Here is an 18320-nt window from a genome sequence, read left to right as displayed (position 1 = left end):
CGCCGGGATCAATCGGTCGCGAACGGATCGCGGTCGAGGAAGGCTGCGCTCGGCGACCCGAACTGGGTCGTCGAGGTCGTGGTCGACGAGCTGGTGGTCGTGGTCGACGTGCTCGCTGCCGTCGACGTCGTGGTGGACGTGCTGGTGGACGTGCTGGTGCTCGTGCTGGTCGTCGTGGTCTGCACGACGGTGGTCGAGGTCGTCGTGGTCGGCGGCGTGGAGGTCGTGGTCGTCGAGCTCGGGTTCTTGAGCGACGGCACGCAGAACTCCTGGCGCCGGGTGAGGACCAGGTCGTTGAAGGGGCCGAATTGGTTGCCGAGCCAGACGTGCTTGGTGGTGAACGGCGCGCGCGCCTTCACCTTGTAGCAGAGCAGGTGGTCCGGGTGCTGCGGAGCGGTCGGATCCTCGTTGTTCTTGTTGACCGGTGCGCAGAGCTGCGCCGGCTTCAGCAGATCGACGGTGCCGGTCCCGAACTGGTCGTCGACCTTCACGCCGAGGATCTTCTGGAATGACGGCGTGCCCTTCGATCGCCGCACCTTGTAGCACTGGAAGTGATCGACGGCCGGATCGAGCGGCGGGGCGGGGGCAGGTGCCGCGAGGGTCTTGGCCGTCGGAACGAAGAGCAGGTCGGTCTTGATGACGTCGAGCGTGATCGTGCCGAACTGGTTCACGACCACCTGGTTCAGCCGTTTGATGGCTGGATTGCGGATGCGGAACGCGGTCAGATGGTCTGGATCGTTCGGCGCTTCGGGCTGCTCGTCGTTCTTGTCGGCCGGCGCACAGAGCTTGTTCGGCCGGTCGACGTTGACGGTCGACGAGCCGAACTGGTCGACCAGCGTGACGCCGGGGATGCGGTGGAAGAGGAACGGCTTCACCTCGTAGCAGCTGAAGTGATCGGGCACATTGCAGATGTCGGTGATGTGGGATTGCACGCACTGTCCCATCTCGCAGCCCGCCACCGTGCACGCGTTGGCGTCGGTGTCCGTGCACGGCGTGCTGTCGGGCGAGGGCGGGTGCGTGCACAGGCCGGTCGCCGGGTTGCACGGCGGATCGAGGGTGCACTCGTTGGTGTCGGGCGTGCAGACGGTCTGCTGGTGGATCTGCACGCACTGGCCCTGCTCGCAGCCGGCCGTGGTGCACGCGTTCTGATCGGTGTCGCCGCAGGGCGTGCTGTCGGGAACGGGCGGGTGCGTGCACAGGCCGGTCGCGGGGTTGCACGCCGGATCGCTCGTGCACTCGTTCGTGTCCGGCGTGCAGACGGTCTGCTGGTGGGTCTGCACGCACTGGCCCTGCTCGCAGCCGGCCGTGGTGCACAGGTTCGTGTCGGTGTCGCCGCACGGCGTGCTGTCCGGAACGGGCGGATGCGTGCACAGGCCGGTCGCGGGGTTGCACGCGGGATCGCTCGTGCACTCGTTGGTGTCGGGCGTGCAGATCGTCTGCTGGTGGGTCTGCACGCACGATCCCTGCTCGCACCCCGCCGTCGTGCACGCGTTCTGATCGGTGTCACCGCACGGCGTGCTGTCGGGCTTGTTCTGATTCACGCAGCCGCTCACGAGGTCGGTACCCGCGCCGAACTGCACGGTGATGGGTCCTGTGGAGCACCCCATGAGCCCCGCGTTGCACAGGTCGTTGCCGGTCACGTTCCCCTGATCGGGGAGCGGGTCGGGATCGTTCGGCTGCACGACGTAGGTGTTCTGCAGGAAGTTCACCTGCCCGGCGGTTGCCGCGCCGGGCAGCGGGAGGTTCCCGCAACCGGTCGCGGAGTTGGGGACGACGAACAGCGAGCCGGCGGGACCGACGAAGCACGGGAGCGACGGGCCCGCACAGCAGACGGCGTTTCCGAAAACCCCTGAAACGGGGAGGTTGCCGACCGCCGGAACTCGCACGTTGTCCCCGCCGAGGTCCTCGATGTCGAAGCCCCCGGTGATCTTCGTGGTGTCGCCGCAGGTGTCCGCGTTCGCGAGGCTGATGGTGCAGTTGGTGATGTTGCTCTGCGAGAGGTCGCAGACGTCGTCGGTGCACTCGATCTGATCGTTGCACTGCGAGTCCGCGTTGCACTTCCGCTTGGGGCTCTGGCAGGTCTTGAAGATGCTGGCGCCGTGCTGACATTGGGCCTCGACTGCGGGCGGCCCGACCAAGGCGCCGAGTGCGATCGCAACCAGGGCAATTCCGGCGAGTCCGAACTTCCTCGGTCGGTCCATCTTGTCCTCCCCTCGGTATGAGAACTCGGATGAAGAAGAAGCGCTGCTCTCCCGGTCGATCTGGTGACGACTAGGACAGTTCCGCAGAAGGCACCACGCTGTCAAGAAAAAACCGCACGAGACCACCCGCGAACTGAAGGTTTCGGGATAGTCTGCTCGCCGAACCAGATAGTGGCGCGCGTCGTCGCGTCGCCCCCCCACTGTACGGCACACTGCGAGGGGTACGATCGTCGATGGTACTCTCCCATCGCGCCCACGCTCCGCGATGCGGCCCGCATCGTCGCCGCGCAACTACGGGAATTATTGGTGCCGCACGTGCGTCCGAGAGGAACGGAGCCGCGACGACGTCGGCCCGCCCGCGATTGCTGAACGCGGAGCGTCAACGAAGGGCAGGGCGACCGGGCCTGACGTGGATTGGGCATGGACGTCCACCTTCGCCGGAAGCGACCCGCATCCCGTCTCGCGCGACGCGCGATCCTGGCCCTTTGCGCGTTGATACTCGGACAGGGTGACGAACCGATCGTTCGCGCCGAACGGCGTGAAGTCGGCGACGAGCTGCGTCGCGTCACCGTTCGCGAAGCAGTTGTCGTCACCGACGTAGTGGCTCTGCAGCACGTAGAGCTGCGAGACGCGGTTGCCCACGAGCCGATTGCCGATCACGACGGCGTCCTCGACCTCCTCGAGCGACAGGCCGCGCTCGAGGTTGTCGAACAGGACGTTCCGAACCGCCCGGCCGCGGTGGGAGCCGCTGCTCCAGCGCAGGCCCTTCACGTTCTCGTAGGCGACGTTGTCGATGGCGGCGCCGCCCGTGGACTCGGCCGCGAAGTACGCGCCGCAGTTCTCGTTGCGGAAGAGCGTGCTGGCGTGGACCGTCACGTCGCGGGCGCCGTAGATCCGCACGCCCTGCCGGTTGCCGTACGAGATCACATGCGAGACGAGACCGTTGCTCGACCCCTTGAAGAAGCTGACGCCGGCGTCCTGCATGTGCCGGAACGTGAAGCCGATCACGGTGACGTAGTGCTTGTCCTGCACGAAGATGCCGTCGCCGCGCCGGATCAGCTCCAGCTCGTGCGCCGCCGGCGGCCGGCCGTCGCTCGTGTGGAGGTAGAGCACGCGCGTCGCCTCGTCGTAGAACCAGCTCGACGGGCGCAGCGCCACCACGTCGACGGCCGACTTCTTCTCGACCAGATACTCGTGGGTGATCGTGGCGTGCACGTAGCGCTGCTGTGGGCCGTCCATCTCGACGGCGCCCCACACGACGAAGTCGGGGAACGCGGCGCGAAAGACGCCGGGCGGCCCGAGCGGCGCAAAGATCGTCTCGTCGACCGGCTCGGAGCCGGCGAGCACGACCGGGCCGGGTGGATCGCCCGTGTGGCGGCCGCTCGTGTCGGCGACGAAGGTGATCGCGGCATCGGGACGTCCGTCGTGCTCGACCGTGATCTGCTCGCGATAGAGTCCCGGGCCGACGTACGCCGTGTCCCCCGCCTGCATGGCGTTCGACAGCTTCGAGACGTGGCGCCAGGCCGTCGACGGCGAGCGACCGTCGGCGGCGTCGTCGCCCATGCTCTGGCGCACGTAGAAGGTCGTGGCGTGCGCGACCCCGCCGACGCAGAGTAGCGCCGCAAGGATTGCGCGCGTGGCTGCGCCCCCCGCCCCGCGGACGAGGTGCGCAACCAGGCGCGCAACCGAGCCCTCCATACGGGCGCCTGTACTCCGCCGCGGGCGCGGCCGGCAACGCGGGGTCCGCAGCATCCGCACCGCGCGCGCTTCGCCCGCCGCGTCGGTTCGTCGCCGTGCGGACCGAACGCGCGTGCATTCCCGTGCGCGACGTGCGGCGCCCTTCTGCGGGCGCCGCTGCACCCGGTCGGCGATGCTCAGGCGCGGCGCGCACGGCGGGCGCCAAGGCGGCGCGTCGAACGCCCGCCGGTGCTCGCGCGGCGTTGCGGAGCCGTGCTCCGGCGCACAGCGCCGCAGGCCGGGGCACGTGCGTTGCACTGTTTCGCCGCGGGGGAGGTGAGAGCCATGCGCACACGACGTTCTTGTCTGCTGGGGGCTTTGGGGTTGGTGGTGGTGACGGCAACGACGGCGTCGGGTGAGATCGGCGATCCGGTGCGCGGCCTCACACCCGAGCAGGTCCAGACTTTCGAGGCCGGTCGCGAAGTCTTCGAGGAGATCGAGGACGTGGGCGACGGGCTCGGTCCCGTCTTCAACGGTGACGGGTGCGCGACCTGCCACAACGTCGGCGCGACCGGCGGTGGCAGCACGCTCGTCGAGACGCGCTTCGGCGCGGTGGTGGGCGGCGTCTTCGACCCGCTCGCCAACCTCGGCGGGTCGCTCATCCAGAACCAGGGCATCGGCGAACAGGGGGCGTGCAACTTCGTGGGCGAGGTCGTGCCGGGCACGGCCACGGTGAGCGCCGGCCGGCGCACGACGCCGCTCTTCGGCCTGGGCCTCGTCGACGCGGTGCCCGACTCGACGTTCCGCGCCATGGCGCGCTCGCAGGCCCGGCGATCGCCCTCGACCGCCGGTCGGGCGAACATGGTGACCGACGCGGTCACGGGCGAGACGAGGGTCGGCAAGTTCGGCTGGAAGAGCCAGGTGCCGAACCTGATGCACTTCTCGGGCGACGCGTATCTGAACGAGATGGGGATCACGAGCCCGCTCTTCCCGACCGAGAACTGTCCGCAGGGCGACTGCACGCTGCTGGCCTGCGATCCCGTTCCAGACCCCGAGGATGACGGTGAGGACGTGCAGCTCTTCCACGACTTCATGACGATGCTCGGCGCGCCACCGCGCGGGCCCATCACGCGCCAGGTGCTCGCCGGCAGCGTGCTCTTCGATCGCATCGGCTGCGCGAGCTGTCACGTCCGGACGCTCACGACCGGGACGAGCGACATCGCGGCCTTGAGCCGCCGCACCTTCCAGCCGTTCTCGGACTTCCTGCTCCACGACATGGGCAGCCTGGGCGACGGCATCGAGCAAGGCCTGGCGAGCGGACGCGAGATGCGCACCGCGCCACTCTGGGGTCTGCGCCTCCTCACGACGTACCTGCACGACGGTACCGCGACCACGATCCCTGACGCGATCCTCGCGCACGACGGTCAGGGGCGCCGCGCTCGCGACCAGTACGCCCGGCTCTCGAGCTTCCAGCGATCGCGGCTGCTCGCGTTCCTCCGCTCCCTATAGTCCGAATAGTCCGACCCAAGACTTCGTCTTGGGTCGGGGGGAACGCGAGCGTGTGGCGGTCGTACACGCGCGGGCACGCGCGCCAGACTCGATCGGGGAGATTCGGTTCATGCACAGCGGCTCGGCGAATGCCCGTGGTCGGGTGAAGAGCATCGTGCGTACCAGCTATGCCGCGCCAGCTTTGCTGGCCGCGGCATGCCGGTCGCGCGTGCCACTACCGCGACAAACTCGGATCTAGTCCGAGCCAAGACGTAGTCTTGGCTCGGAGCTAAATGACTCCCAGCGCGGCCGACTCGATCCAGCCGCGGCGGCGGTCGCGGCCGACGACCTGCGACCATCCCTTCTGCTCGCCGTCGACGCGCAGCACCGTGCCGGGCTTGGCGGCGAAGTGCGGCTTGGCGTTCGCGTTCGGCTCGTAGCGCACGGTGGCGTCGGCGACTGCGACCACCACGGCATACGTCGGGTGGTCGATGGTCCACCACCGATAGCCCGCCGACGTCGCGCTCACGCCCAGCACGATCGTCGCCGCGGCCACGAGGAATCGCGGCGCGCGCGCGAAGCCGGGGAGCAGCGGTCCGACCGCGAGCAGGAGCCACAGGACCGACCACGCCGCGGCGGCTGCGAGGAGCAGCGTGTCCGTGCTCGCGCGCGACGCGAGCGGGACGAGCAATCGGGCGGCGATGGGCTCGTCGGCGACGTCGCTCGCGAGCTCGCGTGCGTAAGCGACGTTCGCCGCCAGATCGGGGTCGCCGGGCGCGAGGCGGAGCGCGCGCTCGTAGGCGAGGACCGCGCGTCCGACGTCGCCGGTCTTGAACCAGGCGTTGCCGAGATCGAAGTACACGGGCGCGCTCTCCACACCCGCCGCGAGGACCTTCTCATAGGTCGCCGCGGCCTCGGCGTACTTCTCCTCGCCGTAGAGCGCGCTCGCCCGATAGAAGAGGGCGCTCGGGCTCTCGGGGGCCGCGGCGACCGATCCAGCGGCGAGGGCGACGAGCGCGAGGGCGGCGGCCCGGCCGAGGCGGCGCGAGCGCTCGAGCGCGCGCACGATCGCGTCCGCCTGCGCGAGCGTCGTCTCGAGCTCGCTGGCCGAGGTCGCGCGTGGCGCGAAGCGCGCGGCTTCGCAGGCGGTGAAGAAGGCCGTCACCTGCGTTGCCACCGCGTCGCCGGCGCCGTTCGCGCGCAGACGGTCGGGCGCGGCTTCGAGCACGCTCCCCGGTGGGAGCGCCAGCTTGGCGGCGAGGTAGTCGCGCACGGCCGCGGCGACCTGATCGTGGCAGCGGGCGGTGTCACCGCGCCCGAGGACGAGGCGCGCGCGGGCGAGCGCCGCGCGCGCCTCGCGTCCTGCGCGCGTGTAGCGCGCGTACTGCGAGTCGGTCGCGAGCCGCCGGCGACGACGGTCGTAGGCGGTGGCGACGGCCCACACGAGCACGGGCACGAGCTGCAGCAGCCAGAAGACGGGGCTTCGATACAGACGCGCTCCGACCGGCCGCAACGTCCCCGGCGCATCCTTGATGAAGACGATGTCGCGCCCGAGCGTTTCGGTGCGCTGCGGAGCGGGCGCCGGCGCCGGCACGGCGCCGACGATCTGGGGCGTCGCCTTCGCCTGCGCCGACGGGCGGATCGTGAGGGTGATCGGGCTCGGCGCGATCGTCCGGTACGTGCGGCTCGTCGGATCGAAGTAGCTGAAGCGGAGCGTCGGCAGGCGGAAGGGACCCTCGCGCAGCGGGATCACGACCTGCTCGAACGTCCGCTCGTCGTTGCGGTCGGAGGGCTGGCTCGTCTGCACGGGATAGACGCGGAAGCCGTCGCCGGCGGCGATCGTCGGCGGGGCGATTCCGTCGAGCGCGCCGTCGCCGCGCACGACGCTGTGGACGGTCACCGGATCGCCTGCCGTGACCTCGGCCGGCGCCGCCGTCACCTCGAACGTGAAGTGGCCGACCGCGCCGCCGAAATCGGGCGGCCTTCCCTCGCTCGGAAGGGGCAGGACCATGAGCGTGATCGGCTGCGACTGGAGCTGCGTCGGGCGGCTCTCGTCGCCGAAAAAGCCGCCGAAGAACGGCCCGCGCCGCCGTCCCTGGACGACGACGCTCATGTTCATGGTCGCCGGCCCGACGGTCAGCGATCCGGTCTTGAGCGGCGTCAGCGTCGTCTTGAAGTCGACGACCTGCCGCGGCCCGTTCGGCGTGTCCTCCCGGCGCTGCGTCGGCTCGGGAAACTTCTCGAGCGCGAAGCCGTCGCCGGGAACCGCCGGGTACTGGAGATCGCCGATGCGCACGGCGCCCACCAGGAGCTTCAAGCCGAGCGGGATGCGCTCGTGGAGGTAGACCTCGGTGCGCGGCAGCGACAACGACAGCTCGAGCTGGTCGTTGCGGCTCGGGCTGCCGTCGGCCGATCGCGCGCCGGCGGCGAGCGCCTCGAGCGTCACCGCCGGGGCATCGTAGTGCTTGCCGTCGACGTCGACGCCGATCGGACCGATCGTATAGCGGCCCGGCTTCGAGGCCACCACCGTGAAGTGATGTGTGACCGACGCCGTCACGCGGCCGTTCACGATCGTGACGTTCGAGGACGGGCCGACCGCCCGGATCTGCAGGCCCTCGGTGCTCGCGATCTGCGGGGCGGGCGCGCTCTGCGTGCCGTCGATCACGACGGCGAGGTCGGCCGACTCTCCGACCGCGAGCTTCGCCGGGTCGATGGTGGCGGTCACGCGGATCTCGGCGGGCGCCAGCCCGCGCAGCGTGAGCAGCGTCACGACGACGAGAACGGCTCTCACCAATCCTCCCGTGGCTCGGCGACGCCGGCCCCCTGGAGCTGCTGCACGATCTCGTCGGGGCGGACCTCCTGGTCGCGCTGCGCGTCGAGCAGCGCCTCGGCCTCGTGCGGCGACATCTCCTTCGTCGGCTCGCCCCCGGCCGTGGCGCCACCGCCCTGCGCCTGGCGCTGGTCGCCCTGCGGCTCGCCGGGTTCGCCTTGGGCCTGCTGCGGCTTCTGGTCGCCCGGCTTCTCCTGGTCGTCGCCGCCCTGCGCCTGCTCCTGCTCCTTCTGCTTCTGTTCCTTCTCCTTCTGCTCGCCCGGCTGCCGTTGGTCCTGCTGATCCTGCTGCTGCTGTTGGTCCTGCCCTTTGTCGGCCTGCTCCTCTTGCTGCTGGTCGTGTTGTCGTTGCTGCTGTTGCTGCTGATCCTGAGCCTGTTGCTGCTGCTGTTGCTGATCCTCACCCTGCTGCTGCTTCTGGTCCTTCTGATCCTGTTGCTGCTGCTGGTCCTTGTTCTTCTGCTGCTCCTCGAGCTTCTTCTTGAGGTCGGCGATCTTCTTTTCGACGAACTCGTGGTTGAACTTCGCGTCCTCGTCGGCGGGATCGGCCCCCATGGCGCGCCGGTACGCGACCAGCGCCTCGGCCCAGCGCTCGAGCGCCGTCTTCGGGTCCGACGTCTCCGCCGCGGCGCCGAGCCGGTACTTCGCATTGCCCGTGTCGTAGGCGGCGCGCGCCGTCCGCGCCGGCTCGGTGTCCGACGACGGCACCTGGCCGAGCGCGTTGATCGCGTCGTCGAACTTGCCCTGCCGATAGGCGGCGGCGCCCAAGTTCAAATGAAGCAGCGCCGAGTCCGGGTCGTCGACCAGCGCCTCGTTGTACTTGGCGACCGCGTCGTCGAACTTCCCGTCGGCATAGAGCTTGGACGCCTGGCGCGCCGTCGCGTGCGGATCGAGCCACCCGGCGCCGGTCGTGCCGAGCGCGAGGACGAGCAGGAGGGCGGCTCTCACGACGCCACCTCGCTGCGACGTCGCCACCACGAACGCTCGCGCCACGCCGCGCGCCGCCGCTCGCCGACGAACGGCTCGGCCACCAGCAGGAGCAGCGCGAGCGCGAGCGGCAGCTGGAAGCGATGCTCGTAGCGCCGCTCGAGCGTGCTCGCGAGCTCGCGCTTCTCCATCGTCGCGATGTGATCGCGATAGAGGTCCGCGAGGCCGAGGTCGGCGCCGGCGGCGTGCAGATAGACGCCACCCGTGTCGATCGCGACCTTCTTGAGGGTCTCCTCGTCCAGATGCGACTTCACGACCTGGCCCTTGCGGTCCTTCAGGTAGCCCTTCTCGACAGGGATGAGCTCGCCTTCGCTGGTGCCGATGCCGACCGTGTAGATCTTGACGCCGCGCTCGGCGGCACGTTTGGTGGCCTCCTCGACCTTGCCCTCGTGGTCCTCGCCGTCGGTGATGAGGACGAGGGCCTGATGGCTTCCCTGGCGGCCCTCGAACGCCTCGAGCGCCGTGTCGATCGCCGTCGTGAGATTGGTTCCGCCGCGCGGGATGATCCCGACCTCGATCGCATCGAGGCTCTCCATGAAGGCGCTCCGGTCGAGCGTCAGCGGGCACTGCACGAAGGCGGTGCCGGCGAACGCGACGAGACCGATGCGATCGCCCTTGAGCTGCGCGAGGAGGTCCTGCACCGCGAGCTTCGCGCGCGCGAGGCGGTTGGGCGCGACGTCGGTCGCGAGCATGCTCTTCGAGGTGTCGAGCGCGACCACGAGGTCGATGCCTTCCCGCCGCATCTCCTCCCAGTGGAAGCCCCACATCGGGCCCGCGAGCGCGACGGCGAGCGCGGCGGCGGCGGCGACCAGGAGCACCATGCGGACCCGGCGGCGCCGCCGGTCGAGATCGGGGACGACGACCGGGAGCAGCGCCGCCTCGACGAACGCCATGAGCGCGCGCTCGCGCTGGCGGAGCGCCCACAGGAAGAAGAGCGCGAGCGCGGGCACGGCGAGGAGGGCGGCGAGCGCCACGGGGTCGCGCCACTGGATCATGGGATCTTCCGCAGGAGCGTCTCGGCGAGACCCACCTCGAGACACATGACGAGCAAGGCCGGCCAGACGAGCCAGGGATAGAGCTCCCGGTAGTCCGCGTACTCGGGCGCTTCGAACGTCGTCTTCTCGGCCTTGTCGATCTCCGTGTAGATGTCGCGCAGGCTGTCGGTATCGGTGGCGCGGAAGTAGCGGCCGTGGGTCGCAGAGGCGACCCGCTTCAACGTCTCCTCGTCGATGTCGACCTGCATCGGCCGGTACACCTTGTTGCCGAAGAGGTCGCGCGCGGGAAAGGGGGCCATGCCGCGCGTGCCGGCGCCGACCGTGTAGACCTTGATGCCGAGCGCCGCGGCGGCTTCGGCCGCCGTCTCGGGCGTGATGCGGCCGGCGTTCTGCTGGCCGTCGGTGAGCAGCACGACGAACTTGCTCCTGGCCGTCGACGCGCGCAGCCGATTGACGGCGGTCGCGAGCCCGGCCCCGATCGCCGTCCCGTCCTCGATCATGCCGACCTCGGCGCGCTCGAGGTTCTGGCGGAGCCACCCGTGATCGAGCGTCAGCGGACACTGCGTATACGCCCGCGCCCCGAACAGGACGAGCCCGATCCGATCCTGCGGCCGCGCCGCGACGAAGTCCTTGACGACCGACTTCACGACCCCGAGCCGGCTCGCGCGCTCGTTCCCGAGCGTGAAGTCCTCGGCGAGCATGCTGCCGGAGACGTCGACCGCGAGCACGACGTCGACGCCCTCGTGGTGGACCTTGGCGGCGGCGTTGCCCACCTGCGGGCGCGCCATCGCGAGCGCGATCAGGACGACGACCGCTGAGCGCAGGAGCCCGAGCACGAGCCGGCGCCGCCCGGAACCCGCCGGCGCGACCGCCCGCAGCACCGCGAGCGACGGATAGCGCACCGCCGCGCGACGATCTCGCCGCCGCCCCGCCGTCCACAGGAGGGGCAGGAGCGCGAGCAGAAGCAGCCACCAGGGGTTGGCAAGCCGGCCGCTCACGCGGCCTCCCGTGTAACGGGGGTCGTTTCGTCGATGAAGCGGCGGGCGGCGGTGAAGGCGCGCTCGCTGTCGGCGATGGTGGGGACGTGGCGCGCGAACTTCACCAGGTCGGACTCGACGAGGAAGTCGCCGAGGAGGCGGCGGTGCGCGGCGGCCAGGCGGCCGTCGCGCGAGGTCGCCAGCAGGAACTCCTCGGTCGTCATCTCGGGCGCGCGGACGCCGAAGCGGTCCTCGAGGTAGCGGCGCACGATGTCGGAAAGCGCCGAGTAGAACTCTTTGAGCGCACCCTTCTCGACCAGTGCGCGGGCGCGAAGGGCGTCGAGCGCGGCGACGGCGACCACGTGCGGGGGCGGTGGGGGCGGGGCGGCGACGACGCGGCGGCGCCGGGCGAGCGCGAAGTAGACGGCATACGCGAGGAGCGCGAGGGCGATCGCGCCGCCGGCGAGCCACTCGTACGGACGCCAGTCGACCGGGATCGGCTCGGGAGGCTTTATGTCGCGGATGTCGGCCGCCTGCGGGGCGCGCTCGAGCAGGCTCGTCACGGTCACGCCGACGTCGTCGGTGGGCGCGTCGGCGAGCTCGCCGCCGGGCGCGCGATACTGGACCTTCGGCGACACGAGGAGATGATGGCCGGGGCTCCACGCGACGAGCTGCCACCAGCGCCGGAAGACCACGCGGCCGTCCTTCGTGGGCGACGGGGCCTCCGTGCCGAAGTCGACGATCTCCATGTCGCCGATCCGCTCGGCCGGCTGGGCGACCATGATCTCCATGCCCGGCGGCGCGCTCACCTCGACCTCGTAGCGGACGCGGGTGCCGATGGTGGTCGTGTCGGGCGTCGCATGGGCCTTCACGGAGACCACGGATGGTGCATCGTCGGCGAAGGTGGCCGCCCCGAGCGCCAGCGCGAGAAGAAGACCCCTGATCACGCGCGACGCTCCCGCATGCGGAAGAAGCGCATGATCGCCTCGATGTACGGACGATCGGTCCCGACGACGATCGCGTCGACGTCGGCCGCGCGCAGATCGCGGTCGCGCTGCGCGCGCGCGAGCGCAGCCTGGCGGGCGAAGGCGTCGCGGACGCGCCAGTCGCGCGTGTCGACGACGTAGCGCTCGCCGGTCTCGGCCTCCTCCAGCTCGACGAGCCCGACCGAGGGCAGCTCAGACTCGCGCGGGTCCTCGAGCACGACGGCGATGACGTCGTGACGGCGCGACGCGAGCCGCAGCGCCTGCTTCCATCCCGGCGTGAGGAAGTCCGACACCAGGAAGAGGACGCAGCGGCGCTTGGTCACGCGCCCCAGGTGCTCGAGCGCCGCCGGCACGTCCGTTCCCCGACCGGTCGGGCGCAGCGAGAGGATCTCGCGGATGACGCGCAGGACGTGGCGGTTTCCCTTGCGCGGCGGCAGCGCCAGCTCGATCCGATCGCTGAACATGACCAGACCGACCTTGTCGTTGTTCGTGATCGCCGAGAAGGCGAGGAGCGCGCCCAGCTCGGCCGCGAGCGCCTGCTTGGTCTGGCGCCGGCTGCCGAACACCGTCGAGGCGCTCGCGTCGACGACCAGCATGACCGTCAGCTCGCGCTCCTCGGCGAAGCGCTTCACGTGCGGCGTGCCCGTGCGGGCGGTGACGTTCCAGTCGATCGTGCGCACGTCGTCGCCGGGCTGGTAGAGACGCACCTCGGCGAACTCCATGCCGCGACCCTTGAACACGCTCTGGTACTGCCCGGCGAACAGGTCCGAGACGAGGTGGCTCGTCCGGATCTGGATCTTGCGAACGGCTCGCAGCTGCTCGCGCGACAGCATGACCGGGCTGCGGCCGCTCAGGGAACCGGGACCCCGTCGAACACCCGGCGCACGATCTCGTCGGCGTCGACCTCCTCCGCCTCGGCCTCGTAGGTGACGATGATGCGGTGGCGGAGCACGTCGGGTCCGATCGTCTTCACGTCCTGCGGCGTCACGTAGCCGCGACCGGACAGGAACGCGTTGGCCTTCGACGCGAGCGTCAGCGCGAGGGTCGCGCGCGGCGACGCGCCGTACTGGATGAGCGGGCCCAGATCGAGCCCGTGCGCGCCCGGCTCGCGCGTCGCGAGCACCAGCGTCACGATGTACTCCTTGATCTTGTCGTCGACGTAGATCTGGTCGACCAGACCGCGCGCCGCGAGGACGTCGCCCGGCGTCACGACCGGCCGCACGACGGGATCGCTCTTCGTGAAGGCCATGCGCTCGAGGATCTGGCGCTCCTCCTCGCGCGACGGGTACGTCACGCGCAGCTTCAGCATGAAGCGGTCGACCTGCGCCTCGGGGAGCGGGTACGTGCCCTCCTGCTCGATCGGGTTCTGGGTGGCGAGGACGAGGAACGGTTCGGGCAGCGCGAGCGTCTCGTCGCCGATCGTCACCTGGTGCTCCTGCATGGCTTCGAGGAGCGCGCTCTGCACCTTGGCGGGGGCCCGGTTGATCTCGTCGGCGAGGATGATCTGCGCGAAGATGGGACCCTTCTTGGTCGTGAAGGCGCCGTCGCGCGGGTTGTAGATGAGGGTGCCGATGAGGTCGGCCGGCAGGAGGTCCGGCGTGAACTGGATGCGCCGGAACGTCGCGTCGACGGCCTGCGCGAGCGTCTTCACGGCGGTCGTCTTGGCGAGCCCCGGGACGCCCTCCAGGAGGACGTGCCCGTTAGCGAGGAGGCCGATCAGCAGCCGGTCGATCAGGTAGCGCTGCCCGACGATGACGTTGCCGATCTCTTCGCGGAGTCGATAGGCGAACGCCGAGGCCTCGCGCACCTGGTCGTTGACGGCTGAGACGGACGCTTCCATCGGACCGCACTCCCTACCGGCGGTCGACGTAGAGCGCAACGATCCTATTCGACCCGGTGCGAGGAAGGGTGGGGCGGGAGGCCACGAAGACGGCCGACACCCCCGGTCACTGGGACCACCGGACCGGCATGTGCTTCACGCCGTCGATGAAGTGGGAGCGCAGGAGCTTGATCTCGCCGGCCAGGCGGAGGTTCGGGAAGCGCTCGAGCATGCCGCCCACCATGGCGCGGAGCTGAAGGCGGGCCAGGCTGGCGCCGAGGCAGAAGTGCTCGCCCTCGCCGAAGGCCAGGTGCTCGTTCGGCGAACGCGTCACGTCGAAGCGGTCCGGGTCCGGGAAGATGTCCTCGTCGCGGTTGGCGGACGGGTAGTAGACGGTGACGAAGCTGCCCTTGGGGATCTTGACGCCGCGGATCTCGGCGTCGGACTTGGTCGTGCGGCGGAAGTACATGACGGGTGGGCTGTAGCGCAGCGCTTCCTCGATGGCCGAGGGGACGAGCGACGGATCGTCCCGGAGCTTCGCCAGCTCGCCAGGGTGCTCGAAGAGGAGGCGCATCGTGTGCGACGTCTGGTTGCGGGTCGTCTCGTTGCCGGCGACCGTCAGCAGCACGAAGAAGGCGATGAAGTCGAGGTCGGACAGGCGTTCGCCGTCGACCTCGGCGTTCTGCAGGATCGTGATGATGTCGTCGCGGGGCTCGGCCTTGCGCTCCTCGGCGATGCGGTGCGCGAGCATGGCGAGATCGATCGCCCCCGCGCGCCCGTCCTCCTCGGTCGTGCCGTACTCGGGATCCTCGAACCCGATCAGCCGGTTGCTGGCGGAGAAGAGGGTCGTGCGCTCCTCGGTCGGGACGCCGAGAAAGCGGGCGATCACGCGCAGCGGCAGCTCGGCCGCGACATCGGTCACGAAGTCGCAGCCGCCGCGTGGCGCCACCTCGTCGATGATCTCGTTCACCAGCTCGCGGATCATGGGCTCGAGCGCGTTGATCCGTCGTGGTGTGAAGCCGCCGGAGACGAGCTTGCGGTAGCGCGCGTGGCGCGGTGGATCCATCTGCAGCATGCTCGACTGGCCGGCCTCGAAGTCCTGCGGGCCCTGGTCCACGATCGTGATGCCGGGCTCCGACGAGAAGATGGCCGGCGTGCGGCCGACGTAGCGGACGTCCTCGTACTTCGAGACGGCGAAGAAGCCCTTGCCGCCTTTCTCGTGCCCCCGCGCATGCCAGTAGACCGGCGCCTCGCGGCGCAGGCGGCGGAACACGTCGTGGGGAAAGCCCCGCTCGTAGGTGTCGGGGTCTGCGAGGTTGGCGCCGATGTCGAAGTTGGCCATTCGGTCTCCGTCCCAAACGAACGTTTGGGAGGCATTACAGTATTCGCGGGCCATGTGAAAGGGGGAGGGAGGCGGACGGCGACGAGCGCCTGCCCGGCGATCGTGCGAGGTCGCGAAGCGCCCGCCGAAAACCCCAGTCGTCGAGCGCATCTGGCGCGCCTTCACGGTCCGTGCGGGCCGTTTTCCCGAAGATTAGGTATTGACGACGTACCTGTATCCACACATCGGTGGGGAAGACGAAGGAGGGTTTCATCATGTGGACGCAGATAGCCAGGGGACGTTCCACTACGCTGCTGGGCCTGGGGTTGGTCGTCGTGCTGGCGGGTGCCGCCGCGGCCGCCGTCGATATCCAGCGCCAGCCGCTCACGGCCACGACGAGCGCGCCGCCGAAGGCGCACGGGCGCGCCAGGCTCGCCATGAAGTCCGCGGCCAGCGCTCGGCTCGGAATCTTCACCCAGCGGCTGCCCCGCAAGACCACGTTCGACGTGGTCGTCAACGGCGTGAAGGTCGCAACCCTGCGCACGAACGGCGCGGGCAACGGGAAGGTGCGGCTCAGCACCGCCCCGCGCGGTAACGAGCGGCTGCTCGGATTCGATCCGCGCGGTCTCACCCTGGCGATCCGCAACCACCAGGGCCAGGACGTCCTCGGCTGCCATTTCCCCGGGCACCCCAAGGAAAAGGTGAGGTGCTGCGTTCCCAGCAGCGTCACCGGTTCCTTCCCCGATCAGCCGAGCGACACGTGCGAGGAGGTGACCAGGGCGCAGTGCGAGAAGGCCGGTGGGACGGAGGTCGACGCCGACTCCTGCATTCCGGACCCGTGCGGCCCTCCACCCACGGAGAAGGTCCCCTGCTGTCTCCCGAGCAGCGCCGATGCCGCGTTCTGCGATCACCAGCCGGAGGTGCCGTGCGAGGAGCTGATTCCCGCCGAGTGCGCTGCTGCGGGCGGAATGGTCGTGGATGCTCCCACGTGCGACCCGAACCCCTGCACGCCGGTCCCGCCCCCGCTCGTCGCCTGCTGCGTCTCCACGTCCATGCGGCACCACGACAGCGAGCCGGAGACGAAGTGCGTGCTCGCTACCGAGCAGCAGTGCATCGACCATGACGGGACGGTCACCGACGCGACGTCCTGTGAGCCCGATCCGTGCAACGAGGCTCCGCCTCCGCCACCGGTCGTCTGCTGCGTGCCCAAGGAGGTGGGGTCACAGTGCGCCGTCATCTCGGAGGAGCTGTGCTCGGCCAAGCACGGCACGGTCAAGACGGCGACGTCCTGCGAGCCCGATCCATGCAAGCCCGCGCCGCCGAAGATCATCGCCTGCTGCGTCCAGAAGCTGGACGAGGACGGCGAAGTCGAATCGAAGTGCGTGCCGGCGACCGCGGCGCAGTGCACCCTCCACCACGGGACGGTCACGTCGGCGACGTCGTGTCAGCCGAATCCCTGCCAGGGCGACGACGACGAGGACGACAACGACCAGGGCGACGAAGATCACCATCCCGGCAAGGGTGGTCCCGGCAAGGGTGATCACGGCAAAGGTCACGCTTACGGTCACCACAAACACGACTGAGCCGCGCCACGACCGATCCGCCACGCCCGCACGCCGGCTACTCTGCGCCGGCGGCGGGCGGTGGCGTTGCGCGGCGACGGCCGAGCGGGAGAAGCGCGACGAGCACACAGGCCCACGCGAAGACGTCGCCGGCGCGCGTGTAGACGGTCTCGCCCGACAGGGCGACGACCGTCGCCGGTAGGACGGCGGCGACGTCGCGCGGCGCCTGGGCGACGACGGCGCCGCGAGGATCCACGACTGCGGTCACGCCGGAGTTGGTGGCGCGCAGGAGGTAGCGCCGCGTCTCTCGACCGATGCGAGCGGCCCGGGCCCCGTGCCCGGGCCGCTTTCGTTCGTGCGCGACGCGACGCCGCTTGCGGGTCGAGCGGCCGTTCGATTATGGAGCCCTCATGCGGATCGTCGACGCGGACGGACACGTCGCGGAGGGCACGGCGCTGACGCTCGAGTGCATGAAGCGGTGGCCGGACAAGGTGACCACGCGCACCGACGGCCGGCCGAGCCTCAAGATCGAGGGACGCCACTACCCCGAGGACAAGGGACCGGGCGCCGGCTGCCCACCCGAGCACGGGCTCAGCGTCGTCGAGGGCATAAACTGGACGTCGGTCGAAGGCGTGCTGAAGGACGCCGACCGCGACCACATCGACGCCATGGTCCTCTATCCGAGCTTCGGCCTCTGCGTGCCGTCGCTCGAGGATCCCGCCTTCGCCGCCGGCATGGCGCGGCTCTACAACGAGTGGATCGCGGACTACTGCCGGCGCGCCGGCGGGCGCCTGTACGGCGTCGGGGTGACACCGATCGAGCACGGAGCGGTCGCGATCGACATCATGCGCGAGGCGAAGAAGCTCGGGCTGGTCGCGACACTGATCCCGCCGGCGCTCAAGACGCGCAACCTGGACCATCCGGACCTGGAGTCCTTCTATCGGGCCGCCGTCGATCTCGACATGCCGCTCGGCGTCCACGGCGCGCCGGGCATCCACCTGCCGAAGATCGGCGTCGACCGCTTCACGAACTACATCCAGGTGCACTGCATCTCCTTCCCGTTCGACCAGATGACCGCCATGACGGCGCTCGTCTCGGGCGGCGTCTTCGACCGTCATCCGAAGCTCCGCGTCGCCTTCCTCGAAGCGGGCGTCGGCTGGGTGCCGTACTTCATCGACCGCATGCACGAGCACTACGAGAAGCGCGGGAGCTGGATCCCGAACGGTTGGCAGCACGAGCCCATCGACTACCTGCGCGCGGGCAACATCTGGGTGTCGTGCGAGCCCGAAGAGCCGATCCTGCCCGGCGTGATCAGCGTCCTCGGCGACGACTTCATCATGTATGCGAGCGACTACCCGCACTGGGACGGCGGCTGGCCGGAGTCGACGAAGCACCTGCGCACGCGCCGCGACATCAGCGAGACGTCGCGCGAGAAGGTCGGCGGACGCAACGCGGCGCTTTTCTATGCGCTCGCCTGA

At 70.0% G+C, this 18320-nt stretch carries 14 protein-coding genes; 3 read left to right on the top strand and 11 right to left on the bottom strand.

Annotated features, from left to right (window positions below; translation table 11 throughout):
* Positions 1-8: 8 nt before the first annotated feature.
* Positions 9-2201, bottom strand: a complete 2193-nt coding sequence (locus VMS22_26185) for a hypothetical protein (protein HXJ37532.1) — start codon at positions 2199-2201, stop codon at positions 9-11.
* 300 nt (positions 2202-2501) lie between these two features.
* Positions 2502-3899 (bottom strand): right-handed parallel beta-helix repeat-containing protein, encoded by a 1398-nt coding sequence (locus VMS22_26180; GenBank protein ID HXJ37531.1) that lies wholly within the window; start codon positions 3897-3899, stop codon positions 2502-2504.
* A gap of 369 nt (positions 3900-4268) precedes the next feature.
* Here VMS22_26180 and VMS22_26175 point away from each other — a divergent pair, with 369 nt between their 5' ends.
* Positions 4269-5387: a di-heme oxidoredictase family protein gene (locus VMS22_26175; GenBank protein ID HXJ37530.1), complete on the top strand. Its 1119-nt coding sequence runs from the start codon at positions 4269-4271 to the stop codon at positions 5385-5387.
* A 268-nt stretch (positions 5388-5655) separates the two neighbouring features.
* On the opposite strand, the gene VMS22_26170 is transcribed toward VMS22_26175, so the two are convergent.
* The 8 genes from VMS22_26170 to VMS22_26135 form a co-directional block, all read right to left on the bottom strand.
* Positions 5656-8157, bottom strand: coding sequence for a BatD family protein (locus VMS22_26170; protein ID HXJ37529.1), 2502 nt, complete (start codon positions 8155-8157; stop codon positions 5656-5658).
* Complete coding sequence (locus VMS22_26165) at positions 8154-9143, bottom strand: tetratricopeptide repeat protein (GenBank protein ID HXJ37528.1); 990 nt, start codon at positions 9141-9143, stop codon at positions 8154-8156. The genes VMS22_26170 and VMS22_26165 overlap by 4 nt, the downstream gene beginning before the upstream one ends.
* Entirely contained in the window at positions 9140-10177 is a 1038-nt protein-coding gene (locus VMS22_26160; protein HXJ37527.1) for a VWA domain-containing protein, read from the bottom strand. Before VMS22_26160 ends, VMS22_26165 begins: the two co-directional genes overlap by 4 nt.
* Positions 10174-11175, bottom strand: a complete 1002-nt coding sequence (locus VMS22_26155; protein HXJ37526.1) for a VWA domain-containing protein — start codon at positions 11173-11175, stop codon at positions 10174-10176. The genes VMS22_26160 and VMS22_26155 overlap by 4 nt, the downstream gene beginning before the upstream one ends.
* Complete coding sequence (locus tag VMS22_26150; protein HXJ37525.1) at positions 11172-12101, bottom strand: hypothetical protein; 930 nt, start codon at positions 12099-12101, stop codon at positions 11172-11174. Before VMS22_26150 ends, VMS22_26155 begins: the two co-directional genes overlap by 4 nt.
* Positions 12098-12973 (bottom strand): DUF58 domain-containing protein, encoded by an 876-nt coding sequence (locus VMS22_26145; GenBank protein HXJ37524.1) that lies wholly within the window; start codon positions 12971-12973, stop codon positions 12098-12100. Before VMS22_26145 ends, VMS22_26150 begins: the two co-directional genes overlap by 4 nt.
* A gap of 17 nt (positions 12974-12990) precedes the next feature.
* Entirely contained in the window at positions 12991-13980 is a 990-nt protein-coding gene (locus VMS22_26140) for a MoxR family ATPase (GenBank protein HXJ37523.1), read from the bottom strand.
* Between the two features lie 106 nt (positions 13981-14086).
* Entirely contained in the window at positions 14087-15301 is a 1215-nt protein-coding gene (locus tag VMS22_26135; GenBank protein HXJ37522.1) for a cytochrome P450, read from the bottom strand.
* A gap of 254 nt (positions 15302-15555) precedes the next feature.
* Between VMS22_26135 and VMS22_26130 the strand changes: the two genes are divergently transcribed.
* Entirely contained in the window at positions 15556-16863 is a 1308-nt protein-coding gene (locus VMS22_26130) for a hypothetical protein (protein HXJ37521.1), read from the top strand.
* Between the two features lie 37 nt (positions 16864-16900).
* Here the strand turns inward: VMS22_26130 and VMS22_26125 are convergent, their stop codons facing one another.
* Positions 16901-17098 (bottom strand): hypothetical protein, encoded by a 198-nt coding sequence (locus VMS22_26125; protein HXJ37520.1) that lies wholly within the window; start codon positions 17096-17098, stop codon positions 16901-16903.
* Between the two features lie 154 nt (positions 17099-17252).
* On the opposite strand from VMS22_26125, the gene VMS22_26120 reads away from it, so the two are divergent.
* Positions 17253-18320 (top strand): amidohydrolase family protein, encoded by a 1068-nt coding sequence (locus tag VMS22_26120; protein ID HXJ37519.1) that lies wholly within the window; start codon positions 17253-17255, stop codon positions 18318-18320.

The sequence above is a fragment of the Candidatus Eisenbacteria bacterium genome (genome assembly GCA_035577985.1).
Lineage (GTDB): Bacteria > Desulfobacterota > Binatia > DP-6 > DP-6 > DATJZY01.
Note: the sequence above shows the minus strand (reverse complement) of the source record. Positions and strands in the feature narration are given on the sequence as shown.

What these genes read in the sequence shown, in the direction of transcription:
- VMS22_26160 (HXJ37527.1), bottom strand. Translation starts at nt 10,177, where the DNA reads ATGATCCAGTGGCGCGACCCCGTGGCGCTCGCCGCCCTCCTCGCCGTG.
- VMS22_26140 (HXJ37523.1), bottom strand. Translation starts at nt 13,980, where the DNA reads ATGGAAGCGTCCGTCTCAGCCGTCAACGACCAGGTGCGCGAGGCCTCG.
- VMS22_26145 (HXJ37524.1), bottom strand. Translation starts at nt 12,973, where the DNA reads ATGCTGTCGCGCGAGCAGCTGCGAGCCGTTCGCAAGATCCAGATCCGG.
- VMS22_26135 (HXJ37522.1), bottom strand. Translation starts at nt 15,301, where the DNA reads ATGGCCAACTTCGACATCGGCGCCAACCTCGCAGACCCCGACACCTAC.
- VMS22_26180 (HXJ37531.1), bottom strand. Translation starts at nt 3,899, where the DNA reads ATGGAGGGCTCGGTTGCGCGCCTGGTTGCGCACCTCGTCCGCGGGGCG.
- VMS22_26120 (HXJ37519.1), top strand. Translation starts at nt 17,253, where the DNA reads ATGCGGATCGTCGACGCGGACGGACACGTCGCGGAGGGCACGGCGCTG.
- VMS22_26185 (HXJ37532.1), bottom strand. Translation starts at nt 2,201, where the DNA reads ATGGACCGACCGAGGAAGTTCGGACTCGCCGGAATTGCCCTGGTTGCG.
- VMS22_26130 (HXJ37521.1), top strand. Translation starts at nt 15,556, where the DNA reads ATGTGGACGCAGATAGCCAGGGGACGTTCCACTACGCTGCTGGGCCTG.